We start from the raw sequence: 20650 nt of genomic DNA, 5'->3' as shown, positions 1-20650 counted from the left end.
GAAGCCCCACGCCCACGAACCGAACCCGAAGGTTCCCGACTCGTGCGACTCGGAGCATGACCGCAAACGGACCGAGCGTAAGCTGCACATCAAACGGACACAAGATCGATTTTTGCGATCAAGAGTCACGGAATGCAACTTACCGCATTATCAGTTTCACATGCTGATATGCAGGCGCACACAGAGCCAAGAAGTGATAGATCGCGCAGGTTCGCTGGACAGGGAGGGTGTTCAGGGCAGGTTGGCTGCGCATACTCTCCAGTTGAAGCTTGGCCCTTCTGAATCAGTTGGCGGCGCCACGGATCTCAACCTTGTCCACAGGCAGGACTTCCACATTGCCCCCAGTTCGACCACGGTTACCCAGCCGTCGTCGGAAAGGGTCGAGTTCCCCACGCTCTGATTCGCTGGCCCGCCGGTTGATGATGCGTGTCTTGGAATCCACGACGATATGCGCGATGAAGTCCGCTCCGGCCTGTACGAAACTCCCGCAGTTCTTCACTGAGGCCTTTTCATCCTGATGGCCCAGTCAACAGCGGACCTAGTGATTGTTGTCATGCGATGTAGCCAGGGCGATCGGGATCGGGCCACGCCTCCAAGATCTGGTCCTCGCGGACGTACACGTGAACCCAGAAGTCCTTGCCGCAGCGAGGGCACTCGGTGTAGCCCTCACCGTCGGCTGTGCCCCCGTCCGGGCGTCGCGGCGGTTTGTTCCGGTATCCACCAGCCCATCGCAAGGTGTCCCCGAGCCGGTATCTCTGCAGGTCCAGAAGCCCGAGCTTGAATTCCACCTCGCACATCGCATGCGCAAGGCATCGAGGGCATTTCAGCTCGACCAGCAGCAGGTTGTAGAGGCCCATCAGCCCACCCTTCCTGGACCATTGAGTGGCTTTGATCTCGCTTCGCGGAGCTGAAGGACAAAGATTGCTTTGACTAGCTGACCTGCGAGGAGTGGGCAGCAGCGGAGTTTGCGGAGGATCCGCCAGGTTTTCAGCTGGGCGTTAGCGCGTTCGCCAGGCCCGCGGAGCTTGGCGTGGGCTGCGTTGGCGGCCTTCTGCGAAGCGGGCTTGTTGCGCCCCTTGTAGGGCACGCACACGTGCTCACCAGCGCCGACGTAGCCCTTGTCGGCGAAGGTGATCAGGTCGGCGGCTTGCAGACGGCGGAGGATGCCCCAGATCCGGGCCGCCTTGAGGTCGTGCACCGAGCCAGGCAGGGAGCCGGAGGTCCACAAGGGGGTGCCGTCGGGGGTGGACAGGGCCTGGATGTTCATGCCGTGCTTCTTGTGTTTGCCGGAGTAGTAGGGCCGGTCATCGGCTACCCGGTCGATGGGGATCAGCGTGCCGTCCAGCATCAGGTAGGGGTAGCCGGCCCGCTTGGCCGCGCGTAGCACCTGGTCCAGATGGGGCGAGCGGTGTGCGAGCAGGGTGACGGCTTCGCGGATGTAGCGCCAGGTGGTCGCGATGCCGACGCCGACGCCGGCCGCGATCTCTGTCAGGGTTTCGCCTTTGCGCAGGTGGACGAGTACGAGCAGGGCCTGCTGGCCGGGGTTGAGGCGGCGCCAGGGTGTGCCGATCGTCTTGCGGTGCCGGCGCAGGATGCCGGACAGGTAGGACAGTGTCCGAGATGACAATGGCAGCGCGGCACGGTACAACAACACCTCAGAGCCTCTGGTTGCGAAGGTTGATCTTGGTCGACAACCCTTCTACCAGGGGCTCTTCTACTTGTCGATCAGGCCAATCCGCGCGGCATGCCCTCGACCTGCGGCTTCAGGTTGGAAAGCCCTCACTGCGTGCGCCCTTCCTTTTGGCCCGAAAGGGCAAGACAGATGATGCCAGACTACGACGCTCCTCAATCGCGGCACACCAACCAGCCCTACCCTCGAAAGAAACAAGGAAGAGCCCTCTTACTGACGAACGAGCGAAGCGCTAGAAGCGCATCAAGCGTGGCAGGCGCAGGCGTCGCGAAAGTGGGGAAGAAGGCCCAAGCTGTCACGACCCGCCGGCACGGCATTGAGGTCGCCACCAAGGTGACGCGATGCGAGACTCTTGTAGCCTCTTTTCGTGAGCACACTTTACTCAGCAATGGAGTCGCGCTCGCGCCTTGAACTCGCCGTCAGTCAGAAGGACATTCTTGTCACGGTCGGACAGGTACTCCTGGATCAAAATCCTGTCGATCGGGATATCCTTCTTCACCTTGGTCGTGAAATCAACAGGGCTGAGCATGGCATTAGTTTTCGAGGAATAGGCGGCAACCCTATACTTCACCCCGTCCTCGAACTTCAGGTTTCCTTCCCGGAGAGACCACCCGGCGGGTATCTCCTCCAAGTTCAGAGAGGCGCTGCCGCCGGTCAGCGACGGCGCCTTGATGTCTGCCTGGTTCTGCAGTTCGCCAGCAGTGTCGTAACGGTAGACCCGCACACCGTCCGGGGCGCTCCCGCACCAGGACGTCACCATCACGAGCTGCCCGTCGGCAGTCACGGTGACCCCGGTCGCGCCCGTCTGCGCCGGGCTGCCGTAGCCACAGGCCACCAGCAGGAAGCTGAGCGTCAAAAAGGTTACGGTCTTCTTCATGCTATGGATCCTCGCGACAGTGTTACGGTAAGTCAACAGGTGTACCGGCCATCGCCCAGGCCCGCTTCTATTTCAAAGCGGTTCTTGCATGCGTTGGATCCGGCGGCCGCATAGAGAATGGGGAAGGTGAACCAGTATCCGGTTTGATTGGCATAGTAGTACCACTGGTCGCGATGAACCTTCTCGTGATTGGCAAGCTTCTCGTCGATTTCCTTTGACCATAGCTTGGTAACGAATACACCGGCGATCGTATAACCGCTACGCCCATTCGGGATCCACTTATCCGGCATCCCCGTACACATCAACATCCCGCGATGTGTGCCGCAATTTCCCCCTACCAAATCAGCCCAGTCCATGACGGCGCGTTCTACGTCCCTGAGGTTGCTATTGGCGAATATAGCGGCGACGACATTCTTGGGTATGTAAGGGTAGAGCTTACGGAAGGCTTTTTCTCCGATCTCGATCGCCTTGGCACCAAGATCTTTGATGAATCCGACGGCAGCCCCTACTCCTTTCTGCATGCTGTTGAATACGCCAGCGAGCCATTCGGGGACTCCTGCCTTTTTCGCCGCCGAATAATCCCCCGCAGCCGGGCCGGACGCTATGTATCGGTCTAGGTCGCCCGCTGCCAGCATTGCCAGTCCTGCAAGGATCTGGTATTCCTCAGCGGACTTGAGGTAAGGCACGTAGAGCTCCAGGAAGTTTTCTTGTGCTTCCTTCGACATCTTCCAATAAGGCACGCCCTTCTCGACTGGCCTGCCGTTATGCATGACCTTCCAGCCCAATCTCTTGAGTTCGTCGTCACCGAACCAGTATTTCTTCTCCGTCTCCAGCTCGATGTACCGGACCCAGCTCGGGTCGACGATGGCGCCGGCGCATCCCCAGATATCGCAGGCGATGGCACCGGCCGAGTAGTTGCCGATTGAGCCGCAGCTGCCGATGCACAGTCCGCTTCCTGCGCCTGTGGCCTGGACGATGCCATGCTGGGCGTAGTAGTCGATGGCTGTTTGGTGGTCGGCGCCTGGCGTGTAGGGCGAGTCCCAAGTGCTGCCAACCGCATCGCCGGAGATGACAATGGTGGCGTGACCGGTAGGGTCGGTGCCGGTCAGGGGAGAGGCGTTGGCGTAGGTGTAGCGGTTGGCTTTCACGGATGGGCTGGGCTTAAGGATGGCAGTGTCGCGACTGGTGAAGGTGCCGGTGCGAGGCTGGTACCAGCGGGCGTGCATGTTGACCTTGCCGGTGTCCGGGTCGGTGTATTCGCCCTGATATCCGAGGGTGGTCTTGACGCCGGTTTGGGCAGTGACGGTACCGAACGGGTCATAGGCGGTGGTGGTGGCCAGCGCGGTGGTGCTGTAGGTGGCGACCAGGTCGCCGTGCAGGTCAGTCAGCGTGGCCAGGGCGGGGTTGGTGCCCTCTTGCTGGCCGAGGAGCGTGCCTCCTGCATCGCGGCCGTACTTGGCCTGGACCGCGCCGCTGCTGTCAGTCACGGCGGCCAGGTCGTTACTCAGTCCGGCGTAGGCGAAATTCTGCTTGACTGCCCCCTTCATGCGCGAGTTGACGCGGTCGAGGGCGTCGTAGCTGTACAGCGAGTCGCCGTCGGCGATGAGCCGGTCGAAGGCGTCGAAGGTGTAGTTGGTGGTGGCGCCGGCTTTGGTTTCCGTGGCCAGGGTGCCGCGCGGGGTGTAGGTGTAGTCGGTGCCGTCGCCTGAGGTTAGGCGGTTGCGTTCGTCGTAGACGTAGGTCTTGGTGCCGGCCTTAGTGCGGTTTCCGGACTTGTCCCACTCGTAGGCTGTGGTGGTGCCACCTGGGGCGGTCCAGGAGGTTAAGCGTCCGGCGTGGTCATAGCCGTAGGTGTTAGTGCCCGCTCCCGCCAACCCGGCGGTGGTCTTGGTGGTGAGGTTGTCGTCCTTGTCCCAGCCGTACGTGATCTTGGCGAGTTGGGTACCGGTGCTGCTGCCCTTGCGCAGCGTCTGGGAGTCCAGACGGTCGGCATAGTCATAGGTGAAGATCTGGGTGTCGACCGTGGTGGTACCGGTGGTGGCTGTCAGCGAGGACAGGTTGTCGGCCGCGTCGTAGCCGTAGGTGAGTTTGCGGCCGGTGACCGGGTCGGTGGCGGTGGCCGGGCGGTTGTTGGCGTCCCAGGTGAAGATGGCGGTACCGGCGGCGTCCACGCGTTGGGTTGGTTGGCCGAGGCCGTCGTAGGCGTAGCCGGTCAGCTGAGTTGCGCCGCGCTTGATCGACAGGGGCAGGGTGCGGTCGTTGTAGTCGACGGTCAGGTCGCCGATAGTGGTGGGGCGGTCGGCCAGGTCGTAGCCGAAGGTGCGCTCCGCAGTGGCGGCGCCGCCGCCCGCGCCGCTCTCCTTGGTGAGCCGGCCGAGGTGGTCGAAGGTGCGGTCGATGCGCACCCCGCCGGGCTGGATGACCACATTGGGGTTGCCGGCCGCGTCATAGCCGGTGGTCCAGGTACGGTCGGCGGCGTTCGGGTGGGCGGTGGTGGCCGGTTCGGTGACCGTTTCGGCTAGTGCAAGGCTGTTGTAGGTGGTCCAGGTGGCGTTGCCGCGGCCGTCGGTGAGCCGCGTGCGGGCGCCGGTGGCGTCGTAGCCGAAGCTGGTGGTGATCGAGTCGGTGGCCGAGGTCGGCTCGATCAGCGAGGTGGCGCGGTTGAGGGCGTCGAAGGTCTGCTTGGTGGTGTGGCCTTCGCCGGAAGTAGCACTGGTCTGGTTGCCAGCCGGGTCGTAGCCAGCGCTGGTGGTGCGCCGGACCGTCGCGCCTTCCAGGTCCTTCGCAGCGATCTTGCGGCCGGCCAGGTCGTACTCGGTGGTGGTGGAGTTGCCTCGCCCGTCGGCGGTCTTGATCAGGCGGCCGGCCAGGTCGTACTGCATCGTGGTGGTGATCGCCGTGGCCGTGCCCTTCGCGACGATCTGTGTCTCGACTTCACCAGCCGCGTTCGGCGAGTAGTCGATGGTCTTGGTGCCGGGCGCCTCTGTTTTGTAGAGGAAGCCAGCCTGGTTATAGAACAGCTTGGTGGTGTAAACGGCCGCGGCCGGCTTGCGCTCGATCTGCGTCTGGGTGACCTGACGGCCCAGACCGTCGTAGGTGGCCTCGCTGCGCGCGCCAGTGGGGTCGACGGTCGCCTTCTTCGAGCCGTCCATGTAGTACTCGATGATCGACCGGCCGGGGCTCTGCCCGTCTGGGGCGGGGTCGGTGATGCGGACCTGGCGGCCGAGCTTGTCGTACTCGAACGTCGTGACGTAGCCGCGCGGGTCGGTCGTGGTGATCAGCTGACCGGCCAGGTCGTAGGTGTGCGCGGTGGTGGGGGTGATGGCGCTGCCGCCCGGCGGGGTATAGCTGGGTGCGCTCTGGCTGGTCAGCCGTCCGGCCTTGTCGAAGACCGAGCTGACCGTACGGCCTTCGGCGTCGGTCTCGTGTGTCTTGGCGCCGAACGCGTCGTAGCCAAAGTGGGCGGTGGGATGCGCGTCGCTGGATGTGCCGGCCTTTTCTACCTTGACCTGGGGGCCGCTCGCCTCGATCAGCCGGCCCAGCGCGTCGTAGCGCATGGTGGTGGTGAAGTCGGCCGCATTCGCGCCGGTGGCGTTGCCGCGCGGGTCGGTGCTGGCGACGGCCAGGCCGCGCTCGTCGTACGTGGTGGTGGAGACCAGGTCTTGGTCACCGTTCTCCACGGTGGTCTTGTTGGGCTGGTTGACCTTGTTGTAGGCGTACTCGGTCACCTCGGCCCGAGTGGAGCCGGTGCCGGTGCGGGTGGACTTGAGCACATTGCCGTTGGCGTCATAGACGAAGGCCGTTTTGCGGGCCAGGCTTGAGGGATCGAAAGTCTGTGAGGTCAGTCGGCTGGCGGCGTCATAGACATAGTCGGTGGTGATCGACTTATCACCGCCGGTGACCAGTCGGGTCTGGTTGCCTGCCGCGTCATAGGTGTGATTCTCCAGCACCACATCGCTGGTAGTGGTCGTGGAGTCGTTCAGCAGGGCGCCTGCGGCAGTCTTCTTCTCCAGCAGGTTGTCTTTGAAGTAGCTGTAGGAGGTCGTGCGGCGCATCGCGTCCGTCTGAGTTTCAAGGCGGCCGCCTGGGTCGTAGGTGAACGACTCCAGAACCTCGTCCTTGGCCGGTTGCGGGTTGACCGGGCTGCCGGTCCAGCCCTTCAACGTGCGCGAGAGGAGTAGGCCGCGCCCGTCGTACCCGTATTCCACTAACGCGCCGCGGGCGTCGGTGGTCGTGGCCAGTTGGCCAATCGCGTTCCAGGATTGCCGGACGACGCCGCCCTCGGGATCGGTGGTCGTTTCGAGTTTGCCGTGGGTGTCGTAGGTGTAGACGGTGGCACGCTCGGCATCTCCGCCGGTCAGGTCGGTGATGGTGTCGCTGAGCTTGTTGCCGTCCGGGTCGTAGGCGAACGTGGTGCGCTTGGTGTGCGTGACCTGGGAGACCTCGTTCTTCACGCCGGGCTCGGTCTGTGTCGCGGGGCGGCCCAGTCCGTCATAGGTGAAGGCGGTCTTCACCCCGTCCGGATGAGCTTGTGATACCTCTGACTTCTCGCGTAGCCGCCCCAGAGCGTCGTAGCTCAGCTTGACCAGCAGACCGGCGGGATTGCTCTGCTCGGCGAGATCTCCGGCGGCGGTGTAGCGATAGGTCCAGGTGTTGCCCCGGGCGTCGGTTTGCGAGGCGATCAGGCCTGCCGGGGTGGAGCCGCCGCCGATCGCCGCCTCGCTGCCGTCGGTGTAGGTGACGCTGGTCGAACGGCCGTTGGGGAAGTCCGGCGTGGCCGGGGACGTCTCCTTGAGCTGCTCACCGTACTGGTTGTACTCCAAGTTGGTGGCGTACGTGTTGCTGTCCGCGTTGGCCGAGCGTGCGTCACGGTAGATGAGCATCTTGTCGTTGCGCGGATCGAACTCGTCGTCCTTGTTGAAGTAATAGCTGGCATAAGCGGTCTGGCAACTGGACGTCGTACGGCATGACTTACCCTCGATTGGGTTGCCGCGCTTGTCATTCGATTGCTGGAAGACGTTGCCGTTACCGTCGGTCACCTTCGCTGTGAAACCACCGGTGTCGTATTCGTAGCTGGTCTTGGCGCCACGTTGATCTTGCCCATACACCAGCCTGTCACCGCGCCCGCTGTCATAGCTGTATTTCACCGTACCGTTGCGCGGGTCGGTCACCGTGATCGTGGTTTCATGCTCCAACCAGTCGATCTCGGACTGGCCGATCTGCCAGGTGCCGCCGTTACGGTCGATGTGTGTCTTGAGCCGGTCGGTGCCCTGATCGTAGGTGTTCTTGGCCCAGATCCGGCCGGACGGCAGCGTGGTCTGCGTCAGCTTGTTGGCGACCTTGGTGCGAGCCGCCCAGTGCGCCTGAATCTCCGCGTCGCTCAGCGGCCTGTCGTATTGCGCGACCTCGTCGATCGATCCCTTGAACGCGAACACGCCTGAGGCTGTCTGACCGCCCGGGACGTCGGACCACGAGATGGCCTTGTCCCCGCTGCCGATGTAGCCGGAGTCGAGATAGTCCCGATAGATATCGCCGTTCAGCTGGCCGACAAGCTGACCGTCCAGGAACATCTTCTGTTGCGTGCCCGACACGGTGAGGACCGTGTGATGCCATTGGTTGTCGTTTACCGCACCAGCGGAGGTAATCGGCGTGTACACGAAAGTGCCAGCGCTATTCCTGACATCGCCTAACTCACCGCGCAACTTCCCGTCCGTGCCGACATAAAGAACCGGCTTGGAACCACCATACTGACGGACGGAATCACCAGCAGAATAGATGATGCCGTTCTGCGAGGTTTTGAACCAGCCCTCGATCGACAGTTGATCCCGCGCATGGACCAGTTGGTCGGGCGGCAGCATCACGGAGGATTTGGTGAAGCCGACGGCCGTGTCCGTGCTGCCCTCCAGGGCACCCGGCTGGCCCACGGTCACCGTGGTGTAGACGCCGGCACCGCCTTCGCTGCCCAGGTTGGCCGCCGACGAATCCGTGCTGTCTCCCAGCCGCCAATACCCCACCGGCTCGGCATCCAGCACGATGCTCTGGTAACGCGATCCGTCCGCATAGCTGTACTTGGTGCAGTTCGGCGCCGCCACCGGCGCGCAGACCGTGTCCAGATTGCCGCCGATGTAGGTGTAGTTCCACGTCAACGCCTGGCCATCGACTGGATCGGTCGACACCGACGCCACCCGCGATCCGTTCCACGTGAAGTGCAGCGCCCGCCCGCCGGCACCGGTGATCTGACTGAAAGTGCCATCGCTCCCGTACGTCAGCGTCTGACTGCGCCCCCGCCGATCAGCGATCTTCGTCAGCCGGCCCGCCACGTCGAAGGTGTACACATTCGACGAGGTATCCATCAATCGCCAGCCGCCACCAGTCACGTCGGCTAGCGCATCCTTCATCCCCGGCGGCGGCTGATATGTGCCATTGCCGCGGTTGGCGAACCGCACCCGCCGACCGTCCGGATAGGTCACCAGTAGCCCGGTAACCGCCGTACCCGTCCGCTCCGCGACAACCTTCATGTCCCACTGCGTCGACCAGCCCGCCCCGAAGATCCCGTCGGTACGCGCGTCCAGGCTGTTGTATGTGCGGGCCACTGTCAGCGGCGGCCCTGCCACGGCTACCCGCGCGTCCACGAAGCTGGAGGTGTAGTTGCCCACGATCGGTGAGAACTCCTGCCCCTCACCGGCCCGCTCCCCCAGATGCGCGCTGGTCAGTGGCTGACGCGCCCCCGTCGTCAGCACGAACTTGTCGCTATCAGCCGTAGCGCCAGAGTCCAGGTCGCGGACCCGCGCCGACCACTCGTATTGCTTGCCCCACTCCAATTTGCCCGCCGGAACCCGCCAGGTGTGCACCCATCCCAGCCAACCGGACTCCACGCACACCGGTGTGGGGGCAGGCGGGAACGGAGGGATCGGAGGGAGACCAGAGTCCTCCAGAACCTCACAGATCTTGAACGAGATGTCCAACCCCTTGGGAACGCCCGTCCCCGCCCCGATCCGTGTGTACTCCAACTGCAGCAGCGGCGTCGCGCTCACCAGCGCCCCAGGCTCCGGATAGGCACTATCGATCATCGGCCAGGTATCACCCAACGGCCCTGTCTGCTGATCCGCCAGCTCCGCACGCTGCACTCCGGCCGGAAGATCCGATTTCTTCGCCTCCCGCCGCACCGCGGGACGCATCTCCAACGGCAGCGCGCCCCGCACGCGCTTTCCTCTCGCCGTGACTGTGTCTTCGCCAGATGGAACGGCAGACGTACGCACCAAACTCGGCACACGACTGGCCGACCCCATCATCTGCTTGGGCGTGACCGGCGCAGCCTGCGAATCCGCGATCTCACTGACCACCTCTGCCTGCGCGGCAACCGGTACAGCGGTCAGAGATAACAAACTCGGCAGCAAAGTGACAAGGACGACCGCAATCCCAATACGAACCCATGACAACAACCGGCGCATAGCCGTCACACTCCGAACCACGCGGGGCGCCTCGCAGCGCCGGACGAAGCTCCACCCACCCGGTACGAACCCGAAGATTCTTGACCCATGCGGCTCGGAGCAAGATTGCCAAACGGGCAAAGCGTAAGCTGCGCATAAAACGGACACAAGATCGATTTTTGCGATCAAGAGTCACGGAATGCGACTTACCGCATGATCAGGCGTGCATGGTGACATGTATGCGCATGACGAGCGAAGGAGTGATAGATCTCTCAGGTTTGCTGGGCAGAAAGGCGTTTAGAAGAGGCCAGTGGCAAGTTCAGGGCATCATCGGCCAGCTGAACCGAGCCCACGGATTGCTTGTCCGCGTACGCCAGAGCTGCGGTTCCTTGGAGGCACTCTCCGCCGCTTGAAGGCGCGCTGGGGCGCCGCATCGCTACGGATCGCGGCCCCTTGGCTAGATCATGAGGAGCAGTCGTACAACCGTCCTGGCCGGTCACGACCTTGCAGTTGGCCGTCACCCAGCTGGCGACCTCAGTGTTTCCCCGGCCTGGGCCGCCCCGGTCGTCGCCGTGTAAATCCGGCTGACTTCGGGCGATCCGGGCCAGGTCGGCCTCCGCGTTGCCCGCCATGGGCCACGCCCTGCCAGAGATCACCGCTCGGAAGCCGGAACCCGGCCACTTCGTCGCCGAGGGCGAGCGCTCGCGGGGGCTAGTCGGTTCCGAGGATGCGCAGACCGTGGGGGCCTTGAAGTCCTCGTAGTCCTTGAGGTTAAGCGTGGCCAGCGGCAGGTCGTAGGTGAGGCAGCAGGCGGCGATCCACATGTCGTTGATCGGGCGGGGGCGTCCACGCTGGATGTCGGCGGCCGACAGCCGGCCCCACATCGCCGCGACCGGCTCGTCACCGGGCAGGATCGGGATATCAGAGAGCCAGTCGGCCAGCTCCTGGCGGCTGCGGGTGCCCCAGCGGCGGATCTCGGCCCACTTGGTCAGCTCGCCGAAGGTCACGAAAGTGATCAGCGGCTTACGGCCGATCAGGCGGGTGGCCAGCGGGCCGGCGAGTTTGCGCTTGTGGATCAGCGAGGCGACGTCGGTGTCGAAGATGACAGGTTGCGCGGCGTCGGTTCAGGTTACTTCGCGATGGCGCTCGGCGTAGGTGAAGGCCAGGAACTCCTCCAGTTCCTCGTCCGACTCGAAGTTGTCGGCGGCGAGGTCTTCCACGGAGCGGATCGGCTGGGTGTTCTTGGCCGCGAGCAACTCCTCGACTGACAAGCGGGGCCTGATCGGCGGGTAGGCGAGGTGGTCTGCTCCGGATGTGCTCAAGAGGGCCTCCTCCGGAGCGCTGCTAGCTGGCAGAACTCAGCATACGATGCCCAGCCCTCGTGGATGCTGGGCTTTCACTCTTCGTTTCCTCTATCGCCGCCATGTTCGCATCCGGTCCGTTTGGCCTGCGACGCCGTATTGCTGTTCGAGGTGGGTGACGCTGGGGCGCCGCGCCGCCATTGAGCGCGGCGCCCCTGCCTCGGATCATGCGGTGCAGTCGTACAGCCCGTCCTGGCCGGTCACGGCCTTGCAGTTGGCCTGCACCCAGGTGGTGACCTCGTTGTTGCCCCTGCCGGGGCCGCCTCGGTCGTCGCCGCCGGCCAGCACATAGCGGAGCTTGCCGGACGCCACCAGCTCCTTGAGGCGGGTGACGGTCATAGCGGGGTCGCTGCCGGTGAAGCCGCCCATGGCCATGACCGGCTTGCCCGTGGACAGGATGATCGACGATGCCTGCATGGCGCTGCTCACCGCGACGAGCCACTCGGCTTCGCCCTGGTTGGCCGTCAAGTAGGAGATCATCGAGCTGCTGACGTCGCCGCCGGGACCGCCGCCGCCCATTCGCCCGAACCGCCGCCCCGCGTCTTGCCCCTCCTGAGTCTGGCCGTTCTGAGTCTGCCCGTTCGGGAACTGACCGTCCTGAGGCTGGCCCTGGCCCATTGTCGGTGGCTGACCGTCCTGGCCGGGGCGCATCTGGCCGCCGAAGCCGCCTCCAGGGCCGAAGCCCATTCCGCCCGTGGATGGTCCCGCTGTCGGGTTAGAGCCGTTGACCTGCGATCCCAAGGGTGACACCGCGTACGCGGCCGGTCCGGCGAGTCCGGCGATCATTGCCGCCGCCAGCGCGACCGCGACCAGTCGTACCGCAATCTCGCGCCGGAATCTGGCCAGTACGAGTCCGGCCGTCGCGACCACGGTGGCGGCGAGGACCAGCCAGGCCAGCCACGGCAGGAAGTCGGGCGTACGGCGGAGCACCGCGAACGACCACCCACCCGTGACGGCGACCCCCAGAGGTAGCGCCCAGCCCCACACCCCGGACTGGCGGTACGCGTCCCACATGGCCAGCCCGCCGAAAGCGGTGACGGCGGCGACGGCGGGTGCCATGGCGGTCGTGTAGTACGGGTGGAAGGTGCCGCTGGCGAAGCTGAACACCATGAAGTGCACGACGAGCCAGCCACCCCAGACCAGCCACGCGGCGAGGCTTGCCCCAGGCTGAGCGGCGGACCTCGAAGCGCCAGCGGCTATGGAAGCAGAAGTGGCCTCGGACGCGGTGCCGCCCTTGGGCGCAGTGCCGACCTGCGGCGTTGTGCCGGCCTTGGACGCGGTACCGACCTCGGGCACAGTGCCGACCTCGGGCGTGACCAGGCCGATCCAAGGCGTGGCCGCCCCAGGCTTGGCAGGGACGCTCGCGCCCGCAGCGGCCCCAGGCATGGCGACGGTGCTCCTGTCCGTGTCGGTCCCTTGCGGCGCAGTGGGCTTGGCGCGTCGCCACCGGGCGTTTTCGGTCCCTTGCGGCGCAGTGAACTTGGCACGTCGCCACCGGGCGGTCAGCGCGAACACCAGGGCCAGGCCGCAGAACGGCAGCAGCCAGGAGATCTGGCCCGCCATCGTCTCGTTGAACAGCCGATCGGCCCCAGCGGCACCGCCGAACGAGGCCCCACCCCCGCCACCGAACCCGCCGCCACCCGAGCCGCCGCCCTGACCGAAGATCCGGCCCAGGCCGTTGTAGCCGATGACCAGGTCCCAGACGGTGTTGTCGGTCGAGCCCCCGACGTACGGCCGCGAGTCCGCGGGCCACAGGTCGACGATCACCATCCACCAGGCGCTCGACACCGCCATCACGGCCCCCGCCGCCAGCAGATGCCCGACCCGCTTGACCCACGAAACCCGCGCACACAGCAGGTACGCCAGCGCGAAAGCAGGCACCACCAGATACGCCTGCAGCATCTTGACGTTGAACGCCAGCCCCACGAACAGCGCGCACACCAGCAGCGACCGCAGCCGCCCGGTGCGCAGCGACTCCAAGCAGAACCAGGCGGCCAGGACGAGCAGCAGCACCAGGATCGTGTCGGGGTTGTTGTCGCGGTTGATCGCCACGGTGATCGGGGTGAGGGTCATGACCACGGCCGCGATCAGGCCCGCCACGTGTGCCTGCCGTACCTCCGAGTGGGCAGACACGACGACGGGATAGGCCCGGCGTACGGCGGAGAAGACCAGACCGACGGAGGCCACGCCAGCCAGTGCCTGCGGGATCAGCATGCTCCAGGTCGAGAAGCCGAAGATCCGCGCCGACAGGCCCATCACCCACAGCGCCAGCGGCGGCTTGTCGACGGTGATGAAGGAGCCGGAGTCGATCGCGCCGAAGAAGAACGCCTTCCAGCTCTTGGTGCCCGACAGGATGGCGGCGGAGTAGTACTCGTTGGCGTTGCCGCTCAGTGCCCAAGTGTAGAGGACGAGGGCGACGGCCAGGACGGCCCAGAGCGCGGGCCGGGACCAGCGGGGGTCCTGCGGGGCGCCGCGCCAGATCTGGGCTGGACGGGACATACGGTGGTGACCCAGACGGTCAAGGGTCGTCGTGGTCATGCCATCCTCCGGCGAGGGCGAAAGCGAGGGCGAGGGCTGAAAACACGCACGTGCGTCGGACGGTCGAGGGTCATCGTCATGACGCCCTCCGGCGAGGGTTGAAGACCCAGACGCGCAGCAGCAGAAAGCGGACCAGTGTGGCCAGCGCGTTGGCGACCACGACCGCGACCAGCTCCACCCCGTGAGAAACCCCGTCCGGCAGCAGCGCCAGCCCACCCGAGGTCAGCGCCAGCCCCACAAGGAACGCGATCAGCCCCTCGAACTGGTGCCGCATGGCCCCCGCCGATCCCGTCACGCCGAAGGTGAAGCGGCGGTTGGCGGCGGTGTTGGCCACGGCCGTCACCAGTAGCGCGATCGCGTTGGCCGCGAGCACCGGGATCGCCTGCCGCAGCCCCGAGAACAGCAGCAGGTAGGCAAGGGTGCTCACCACACCCACGACCGCGAACCTGGGCAGCTGCGCCGCCATCCCACGCGGCAGCTGGGCCTCCGACACCCGAGCGGGCACCGGGATGCGGGCCGCGCCGGACAACGTCTTGCGAGCCACCCTGACCAGGCCGCGCAGGTCGTCCATGGCGGTCTGGAAGACGTCCACCCGGCTGTCGGGATCGTCCACCCAGTCCACGGGTACCTCGTGGATGCGCAGCCCGTGCCGCTCGGCCAGCAGCAGCAGTTCGGTGTCGAAGAACCACTGCTCGTCCTCGACGGCGGGCAGCAGCGCCTGCGCGATCTCGGTGCGTACGGCCTTGAAGCCGCACTGGGCGTCGGAGAACTTCGCGCCCATGACCGAGTGGAGCAGCAGGTTGTAGGAGCGGGAGATGAACTCGCGCTTCGGCCCACGCACCACCCGCGACGCCCTGGCCAGCCGGGTGCCGATGGCCAGGTCGCTGTGGCCCGACAGCAAGGGGGCCACCAGCGGCAGGAACGCGTCGAGGTCGGTGGACAGGTCGACGTCCATGTAACTGACGACGTCCGCGTCGCTGTCCGACCACACCTGGCGCAGCGCCCGCCCGCGTCCCTTGCCGTCCAGGTGTACGGCCCGTACGTGGGGCAGTTCGGCGGCCAGTTCCAGGGCCAGCTGCCAGGTCTCGTCGGTGCTGGCGTTGTCGGCGATCGTGATGCGGTAGTCGTAGGGGAAGGTGCCCGAGAGGTAGGCGTGCAGCCGGCCGATGCTGTCGCGCAGGGCCCGCTGCTCGTTGTAGACCGGGACGACCACCTCGACCAGCCGGGTCTTCACTGTTGTGTGCATGACCCAGATCCCATCGTTGGGGTCTTTAACGGGAATTAGCCGATTATGAGTGAGGGGTGAGATTCCCGGGCAGTTCGATGATCGCGACCGCGCCGCCACCGGGGGCGTTCTCCAGGCGTACCTTTCCGCTCGCCTCGGCCACGGCCTGAGCGACGATCGCCAGCCCGAGCCCGGAGCCGGGCAGGCCGCGCGCGGCCGGGGAGCGCCAGAAGCGCTCGAAGACGTGCGGCAGGTCCTCTTCGGGGATGCCGGGTCCGTGATCGCGTACGGTCAGCTCGCCCTGTCGCAAGATCACCTGGACCTCGCCGTCCGGGCTGAACTTGGCGGCGTTGTCGATGAGGTTGAGTACGGCACGTTCCAAGGAGGCGGCGTTGCCGACGACGTACCAAGGCTGGAGGTCGATCGTGACGTCGGCGCCGCGCAGCCTGGCCCGTTCGACGGCGGCCGTGACCACCTGGTGCAGGCCCAGCTCGACGTGCGGCTCGTGGTCGGTGTCGCCCCTGGCCAGCTGGAGCAGGTCGCCGACGAGCGCGGTGAGCTCGGCGAACTGGGCCTTCACGTTGACCAGCAGGCGTTCCTTGGCACCGGGGTCCAGGCTGCGGCCGGTCTGCTCGCTGCGCAGCAGCAGGTCGATGTTGGTACGCAGGGTGGTCAGCGGGGTGCGTAGCTCGTGCCCGGCGTCGGCGACGAGCTGCTGCTGGCGCTCCCGCGACCCGGCCAGGGCGGTGATCATGCCGTTGAACGCCAGGCTCAGCCGGGCGATCTCGTCGCTGCCCTTGACGGGAATGGGGGTGTCGAGGTCCTGGGTCTGGGCGATGTGCTCGACAGCCTTGGTGAGGCGGCCGACGGGCGCCAGAGCCGTACGGGAAATGGCCAGGCCCGCCCATCCGGCGCCGAGCACGCCCAGAGCGGCGACGGCGGCCAGCGCGAACGCGGTGTTGCGCAGTGTGTCCTGAAGGTGGAACAGGGGCCTGGCCTCCAGGACCGCCACACCTGGCGAGAAGTTCACCGTCACGACGCGCACCGGCATGCCGTCCTTGGTGACGCCGTAACGGTAGATCGGCCGGCCGGGGTGGGGGATGGCCGGTTTGTCCTCCTCGGTCACCGCGATTGGCGAGCCCAGCGAGCAGGTACTACCGTCCCCGGACAGCAACGTCACCAGGCCGGCGGCGTATTCGGCGGGGGTTCCCTCCGCCGAGCAATGGTCCCTCAGCCATCTCTGATCCTTCCCGGACTCGGGGTCCATGATGGTCTGGTCGAGCTGGCGGACCATCTGCTCGCGCACGATGAACCACGACAACCCCGCGCAGGCCGCGATGGCCACCGCCACGGCGACCGTGACGAGGAGGGTGAGCCGGGAGCGCAGGCTGTATCGCCTCACGGCGCGGTCCGGAGGGTGTAGCCGACGCCGCGGACGGTGTGGATCACCCGCGGCTCGCCGCCGGCCTCGGTCTTGCGCCGCAGGTACATCACGTACACGTCGAGCGAGTTGGACGTCGGCTCGAAGTCGAACCCCCACACCTCTCCCAGGATCTGCTCACGGGTCAGCACCTGGCGCGGGTGCGTCAGGAACAGCTCCATCAGCAGGTATTCGGTCCTGGTCAGGTCCAGCCGCCGCTCGCCCCTGGTGACCTCGCGGGTGTCGGGGTCCATGCGCAGGTCACCGTAGGTCAGCGTGACCTCCGGGGCGGCCGAGTTGAGCGCGCCCCGCCGCAGCAGGGCGCGGACCCTGGCCAGCAGTTCGTCCAGCTCGAACGGCTTGACCAGGTAGTCGTCGGCGCCCGCGTCGAGCCCGGAGACCCGGTCGCCGACCGCGTCGCGCGCGGTCAGCATCAGCACAGGGATGTGGTTGCCCATGGCCCTGAGCCGGCGGCAGGCGGTCAGCCCGTCGAGGCGCGGCATCATGACGTCGAGCAGCACCGCGTCGTACGCCTCGCGCCCCAGCTCGTCGAGCGCCGCCTGCCCGTCGTTGGCGGTGACGACCTTGTAGCCCTCGAACTCGAGACTCGACTGCAGCGCCTCGCGCAACGCGGGCTCGTCGTCCACCACCAGCAACCGTGCGGGCTCACTCATAATCTTTACGCTAAGGCCCCATCATGAGAACGCCATGAACGGTTCCGGGGCGGTTTCATGAGTGTTACCACGTGACGGGCATGGCGTTCGCCCCGAAGATGACCTGACTGTACTTGAACGGCACCTCCTCCTCGTCCACCGCGAGTCGCAGCGACGGGATCCGCTCGAACAGCGTCCGGTAGGCGATCTCCAGCTCGGCCCTGGCCAGGTTCTGGCCGAGGCACTGGTGTACGCCGTAGCCGAAGGCGACGTGGTGGCGAGCTCCTCGGTCGATGTCGAACTCGTCCGGCCGCTCGAAGGCCCGCTCGTCCCGGTTCGCGGAGGCGCCGAGCACGAAGATGCCCTCGCCCTTCCTGACGAGCTGGCCGCCGATCTCCTGGTCCTCGATGGCCACCCGGTCGAAGGCCACCCAGTCGACGATCGACAGGTAGCGCAGCAGTTCCTCGATCGCCATCGGCCACAGTCCCGGGTCCTCGCGCAGCCTGGCCAGCTGGTCAGGGTGGCGCAGCAGGGTGAGGACGCCGAGCGGGATCATGTTGGCGGTGGTCTCGTGGCCGGCGATGAGCAGCAGCGAGATCATGCCGACGATCTCGTCGTGGTTCACCTCTCCTGCCACGATCAGCCGCCCGAGCAGGTCGTCCTTGGGCTGCTTCTCGGCCTCGGTGACGAGCCCGTCGAGGTAGCCCTTGATCTCCATGATCGCCGCGATGCTCGCCTGCGGGTCGTCGCTCGACACCATCATGCGGGTACGCGACTGGAAGAACTCGTGGTCGCTGTACGGCACGCCGAGCAGCTGGCAGATGACCAGCGACGGCAGCGCCAGCCCGAAGTCGGCGACCAGCTCGGCCACCGGGCCCTTGGCGAGCATGTCGTCGATGAGCAGGTCGGCGGTCCGCTGGATGCCGGGCCGCATCTCCTTGACGCGCCTGACGGTGAACTCGGGGATGAGCAGCCGCCTGAATCGGCCGTGCTCGGGCGGATCCATGTCGATGAAGGTGCCGACCCTGAACCGTTCCATGAACTCGCGCTGCTCCTGGGTGGGCTCCTCGGTGGTGAAGGCGTTGTTCGGATGGCCGGGGGTGGCCGGGCTGGTGCTGATGCCCTGGCCGTTCAGCACCTGCCTGGCTTCGGCGTACCTGGTGACCAGCCAGACGTCGCCGTTGGGCAGCGACGTTCGCACGAGCGGCGCCTCCTCGCGCATCCGCTCGTACTCGGGCGGCGGCGCGTACGGGCACGTGCGCGGGACAGGGAAGGAGGTAGTCATAGTCTTGCTCCCTACGAAGCCGGAATCGCATTGCTTACTTACGCGAAAGTAAGCAATGATGGGCCCGGCCGTCAAGCGAACGGAGTGGAATGGCAGGGCGGCGGACCGATACACGTGAGCGGATCCAGCGGGTCGCGATGGAGCTGTTCACCGAGCGTGGGTACGAGAAGACCACGTTGCAGGAGGTCGCGGAGCGGCTGGAGATCACCCGGCCGGCGCTCTACTACCACTTCCGGACGAAAGAGGAGATTCTCGCCAGCATCGCCGACGGGTTCATCGCCTCGCTCGACGAGCTGGCGGAGTGGGCCCGTACGCAGCAGCCGGACACGTTCGAGGCCCGGCAGGAGATCCTGCGGCGCATCTCCGAACTGCTGGAGGACAAGTGGCGGCCGCTGATGCGCTTCGCGCAGATGAACCAGGGGGCGTTCGCCCAGTCGTCGGTGGGCGACCGGATGCAGGAGCGCATCGTCGCGCTGGTGTCGGTGCTGAGCAGGCCGGGGGCCGACGCGATCGCGCAGTTCGAGGCGCGGCTGGCGGTGTTCGCGCTGATCCTGGGCGGGGTGCCGGAGCTGTTCGGCATGGACCTGCCGCCGTCCGAGCTGGCCGCCGCCGCCATGACCGTGGCGGTCCGGCTGGTCTCAGACCACGAGTCCTCAGGTCAGTAGGGCCATCGCCGCGTTGTGGCCGGCGATGCCGCTGACGCCGCCGCCCCGCCGGGCGCCCGCGCCGCACAGCAGGATCCGCTCGTGCCCGGTCTCCACCCCCCAGCCGCCTTCCTCCGCGTACGGCCAGCTCAGGTCCCGGTGGAAGATGTGGCCGCCGGGCAGGCCCGCCTCGTTCTCCAGGTCCACCGGCGACTTGGCCTCGACGCAGAGTGTGCCGTCGGGGGCACGCAGGAGGCAGCTCTCGATCGGCTCGGCCAGCACGCTGTCGATGGAGGCCAGGGTGGCCTTGAGCGCCTCCTCCCGCGCCTTGTCCGGATTGTCGCGGAACAGGCGGGCGGGCATGTGCAGCCCGAACAGTGTCAGCGTCTCCGCCCGGCCGCGCAGCTCGGGGCCGAGGATCGACGGGTCGGTCAGCGAGTGGCAGTAGACCTCGGCGGGCGGCAGGTCGGGGATCCGGCCCGCCACCGCCTGCGCGTGGGCGCGGGCCAGTTGGTCGCGGCTCTCGTTGATGTGGAACGTACCGCTGAAGGCCGCGCGCGGGTCCACCGAGTCGTCCTTGAGCCGGGGCAGCCTGCTCAGCACCATGTTGACCTTCAGCTGGGCGCCCTCGGGCACCTCCGGCGTCGCGCCGAGCAGCCGGTCGAGCACGGCCGGCGGCAGGTTGGCCAGCACGTGCCGTCCCGTGACCGTGTGCTCGCCGTCGTCCGCGCGGAACGCCACCTCACCCGACGGAGAGATCCCGATGATCTCCGCACCGGTCCTGATCTCGGCGCCCGCCTGTCTGGCGGCCGCTTCGAGCGCCCCTGACACCGCGCCCATGCCGCCGACCGGCACGTTCCAGTCGCCCGTCCCGTCGCCGATCACGTGATAGAGGAAGCACCGGTTGGCCAGCAGGTCCGCGGCGGGGTCGGCGAACGTCCCGATCAGCGCGTCGGTCAGCACCACGCCGCGTACGGTGTCGTCACCGAACCGCTCGTCCACCGTCTGCCCGATCGGCCGCTGGAACAGCTCCCGCCACGCCTCGGCACCCACCAAGCGCTCGATCTCGGCCGGGGTACGCAGGGGTTCGAGCAACGTGGGCGCCAGGACCCGGGCCACCTCGGCGGTCAGCCCGTAGAACTCCCGCCACGCCCGGTGGTCGGCGTCGCCTCCGGTGACGGTTCGGAACGAGGCGGCGGTCGCGCCTTCGTCGCCGTCATCCACGAGCAGGCCGGTGTCGCCGTGGGGCGTGTAGGAGGAGTAGCGCCGCCGGCGCAGGTCCAGGCGGAGCCCCAGGTCGCGGACGATCTCCGTGGGGAGGAGGCTGACCAGGTAGGAGTAGCGCGACAACCGTACGTCCACGCCGGGAAAGGGCCGCGCGGAGATCGCCAGGCCGCCCACGTACCCGAGCCGCTCCAGCACCAGCACCCGCCGCCCGGCCCGCGCCAGGTACGCGGCCGCCACCAGCCCGTTGTGCCCGCCACCCGCGACAACGACGTCATAGGACCCCATACCGGCACCATACAT

At 66.5% G+C, this 20650-nt stretch carries 13 protein-coding genes; 1 reads left to right on the top strand and 12 read right to left on the bottom strand.

The window, feature by feature from the left end:
- Positions 1-551: 551 nt before the first annotated feature.
- The 11 genes from ACQP2T_RS20510 to ACQP2T_RS20460 all read right to left on the bottom strand — a co-directional run bounded on the left by ACQP2T_RS20510 (position 552) and on the right by ACQP2T_RS20460 (position 18479).
- Positions 552-857 carry a hypothetical protein gene (locus ACQP2T_RS20510; protein ID WP_433517714.1) on the bottom strand — a complete coding sequence of 102 codons (306 nt, stop codon included), beginning with the start codon at positions 855-857 and terminating at the stop codon, positions 552-554.
- Entirely contained in the window at positions 857-1654 is a 798-nt protein-coding gene (locus ACQP2T_RS20505) for a transposase family protein (protein WP_433517713.1), read from the bottom strand. Before ACQP2T_RS20505 ends, ACQP2T_RS20510 begins: the two co-directional genes overlap by 1 nt.
- Positions 1655-2072: 418 nt before the next feature.
- On the bottom strand, positions 2073-2567 hold the full coding sequence (locus tag ACQP2T_RS20500; protein ID WP_433517712.1) for a hypothetical protein: 495 nt from the start codon (positions 2565-2567) through the stop codon (positions 2073-2075).
- A gap of 32 nt (positions 2568-2599) precedes the next feature.
- Entirely contained in the window at positions 2600-10018 is a 7419-nt protein-coding gene (locus ACQP2T_RS20495; protein ID WP_433517711.1) for an RHS repeat-associated core domain-containing protein, read from the bottom strand.
- A gap of 251 nt (positions 10019-10269) precedes the next feature.
- Complete coding sequence (locus ACQP2T_RS20490) at positions 10270-11046, bottom strand: type II toxin-antitoxin system VapC family toxin (RefSeq protein WP_433519803.1); 777 nt, start codon at positions 11044-11046, stop codon at positions 10270-10272.
- Positions 11047-11121: 75 nt separating this feature from the next.
- Complete coding sequence (locus tag ACQP2T_RS20485) at positions 11122-11319, bottom strand: hypothetical protein (RefSeq protein ID WP_433517710.1); 198 nt, start codon at positions 11317-11319, stop codon at positions 11122-11124.
- 204 nt (positions 11320-11523) lie between these two features.
- Positions 11524-13896 carry an ArnT family glycosyltransferase gene (locus tag ACQP2T_RS20480; RefSeq protein WP_433517709.1) on the bottom strand — a complete coding sequence of 791 codons (2373 nt, stop codon included), beginning with the start codon at positions 13894-13896 and terminating at the stop codon, positions 11524-11526.
- A 76-nt stretch (positions 13897-13972) separates the two neighbouring features.
- Entirely contained in the window at positions 13973-15142 is a 1170-nt protein-coding gene (locus ACQP2T_RS20475; protein WP_433517708.1) for a glycosyltransferase, read from the bottom strand.
- Positions 15143-15185: 43 nt separating this feature from the next.
- Positions 15186-16523, bottom strand: a complete 1338-nt coding sequence (locus tag ACQP2T_RS20470; protein WP_433517707.1) for a sensor histidine kinase — start codon at positions 16521-16523, stop codon at positions 15186-15188.
- A complete protein-coding gene (locus tag ACQP2T_RS20465) occupies positions 16520-17215 on the bottom strand; it encodes a response regulator transcription factor (RefSeq protein WP_433517706.1) in 696 nt (231 codons plus the stop codon). The genes ACQP2T_RS20470 and ACQP2T_RS20465 overlap by 4 nt, the downstream gene beginning before the upstream one ends.
- A 64-nt stretch (positions 17216-17279) precedes the next feature.
- Positions 17280-18479, bottom strand: a complete 1200-nt coding sequence (locus tag ACQP2T_RS20460) for a cytochrome P450 (RefSeq protein WP_433517705.1) — start codon at positions 18477-18479, stop codon at positions 17280-17282.
- Between the two features lie 89 nt (positions 18480-18568).
- On the opposite strand from ACQP2T_RS20460, the gene ACQP2T_RS20455 reads away from it, so the two are divergent.
- On the top strand, positions 18569-19144 hold the full coding sequence (locus tag ACQP2T_RS20455; RefSeq protein ID WP_433517704.1) for a TetR/AcrR family transcriptional regulator: 576 nt from the start codon (positions 18569-18571) through the stop codon (positions 19142-19144).
- Here the strand turns inward: ACQP2T_RS20455 and ACQP2T_RS20450 are convergent.
- Positions 19133-20635 carry a phytoene desaturase family protein gene (locus tag ACQP2T_RS20450; protein ID WP_433517703.1) on the bottom strand — a complete coding sequence of 501 codons (1503 nt, stop codon included), beginning with the start codon at positions 20633-20635 and terminating at the stop codon, positions 19133-19135. The genes ACQP2T_RS20455 and ACQP2T_RS20450 overlap by 12 nt on opposite strands.
- Between the last annotated feature and the right edge of the window lie 15 nt (positions 20636-20650).

Origin of the sequence: Nonomuraea sp. CA-143628 (assembly GCF_050942315.1) — a bacterium.
Taxonomy (GTDB): Bacteria; Actinomycetota; Actinomycetes; order Streptosporangiales; family Streptosporangiaceae; genus Nonomuraea.
The sequence above is the reverse complement of the archived record's forward strand: the minus strand, read 5'-3'. Positions and strand labels throughout refer to the sequence as shown.

Excerpts from the sequence above, each read along its gene's own strand:
- ACQP2T_RS20510 (WP_433517714.1), bottom strand. The coding sequence starts at position 857 with ATGGGCCTCTACAACCTGCTGCTGGTCGAGCTGAAATGCCCTCGATGC.
- ACQP2T_RS20500 (WP_433517712.1), bottom strand. The coding sequence starts at position 2,567 with ATGAAGAAGACCGTAACCTTTTTGACGCTCAGCTTCCTGCTGGTGGCC.
- ACQP2T_RS20495 (WP_433517711.1), bottom strand. The coding sequence starts at position 10,018 with ATGCGCCGGTTGTTGTCATGGGTTCGTATTGGGATTGCGGTCGTCCTT.
- ACQP2T_RS20480 (WP_433517709.1), bottom strand. The coding sequence starts at position 13,896 with ATGACCACGACGACCCTTGACCGTCTGGGTCACCACCGTATGTCCCGT.
- ACQP2T_RS20475 (WP_433517708.1), bottom strand. The coding sequence starts at position 15,142 with ATGCACACAACAGTGAAGACCCGGCTGGTCGAGGTGGTCGTCCCGGTC.
- ACQP2T_RS20465 (WP_433517706.1), bottom strand. The coding sequence starts at position 17,215 with ATGAGTGAGCCCGCACGGTTGCTGGTGGTGGACGACGAGCCCGCGTTG.
- ACQP2T_RS20460 (WP_433517705.1), bottom strand. The coding sequence starts at position 18,479 with ATGACTACCTCCTTCCCTGTCCCGCGCACGTGCCCGTACGCGCCGCCG.
- ACQP2T_RS20455 (WP_433517704.1), top strand. The coding sequence starts at position 18,569 with ATGGCAGGGCGGCGGACCGATACACGTGAGCGGATCCAGCGGGTCGCG.
- ACQP2T_RS20450 (WP_433517703.1), bottom strand. The coding sequence starts at position 20,635 with ATGGGGTCCTATGACGTCGTTGTCGCGGGTGGCGGGCACAACGGGCTG.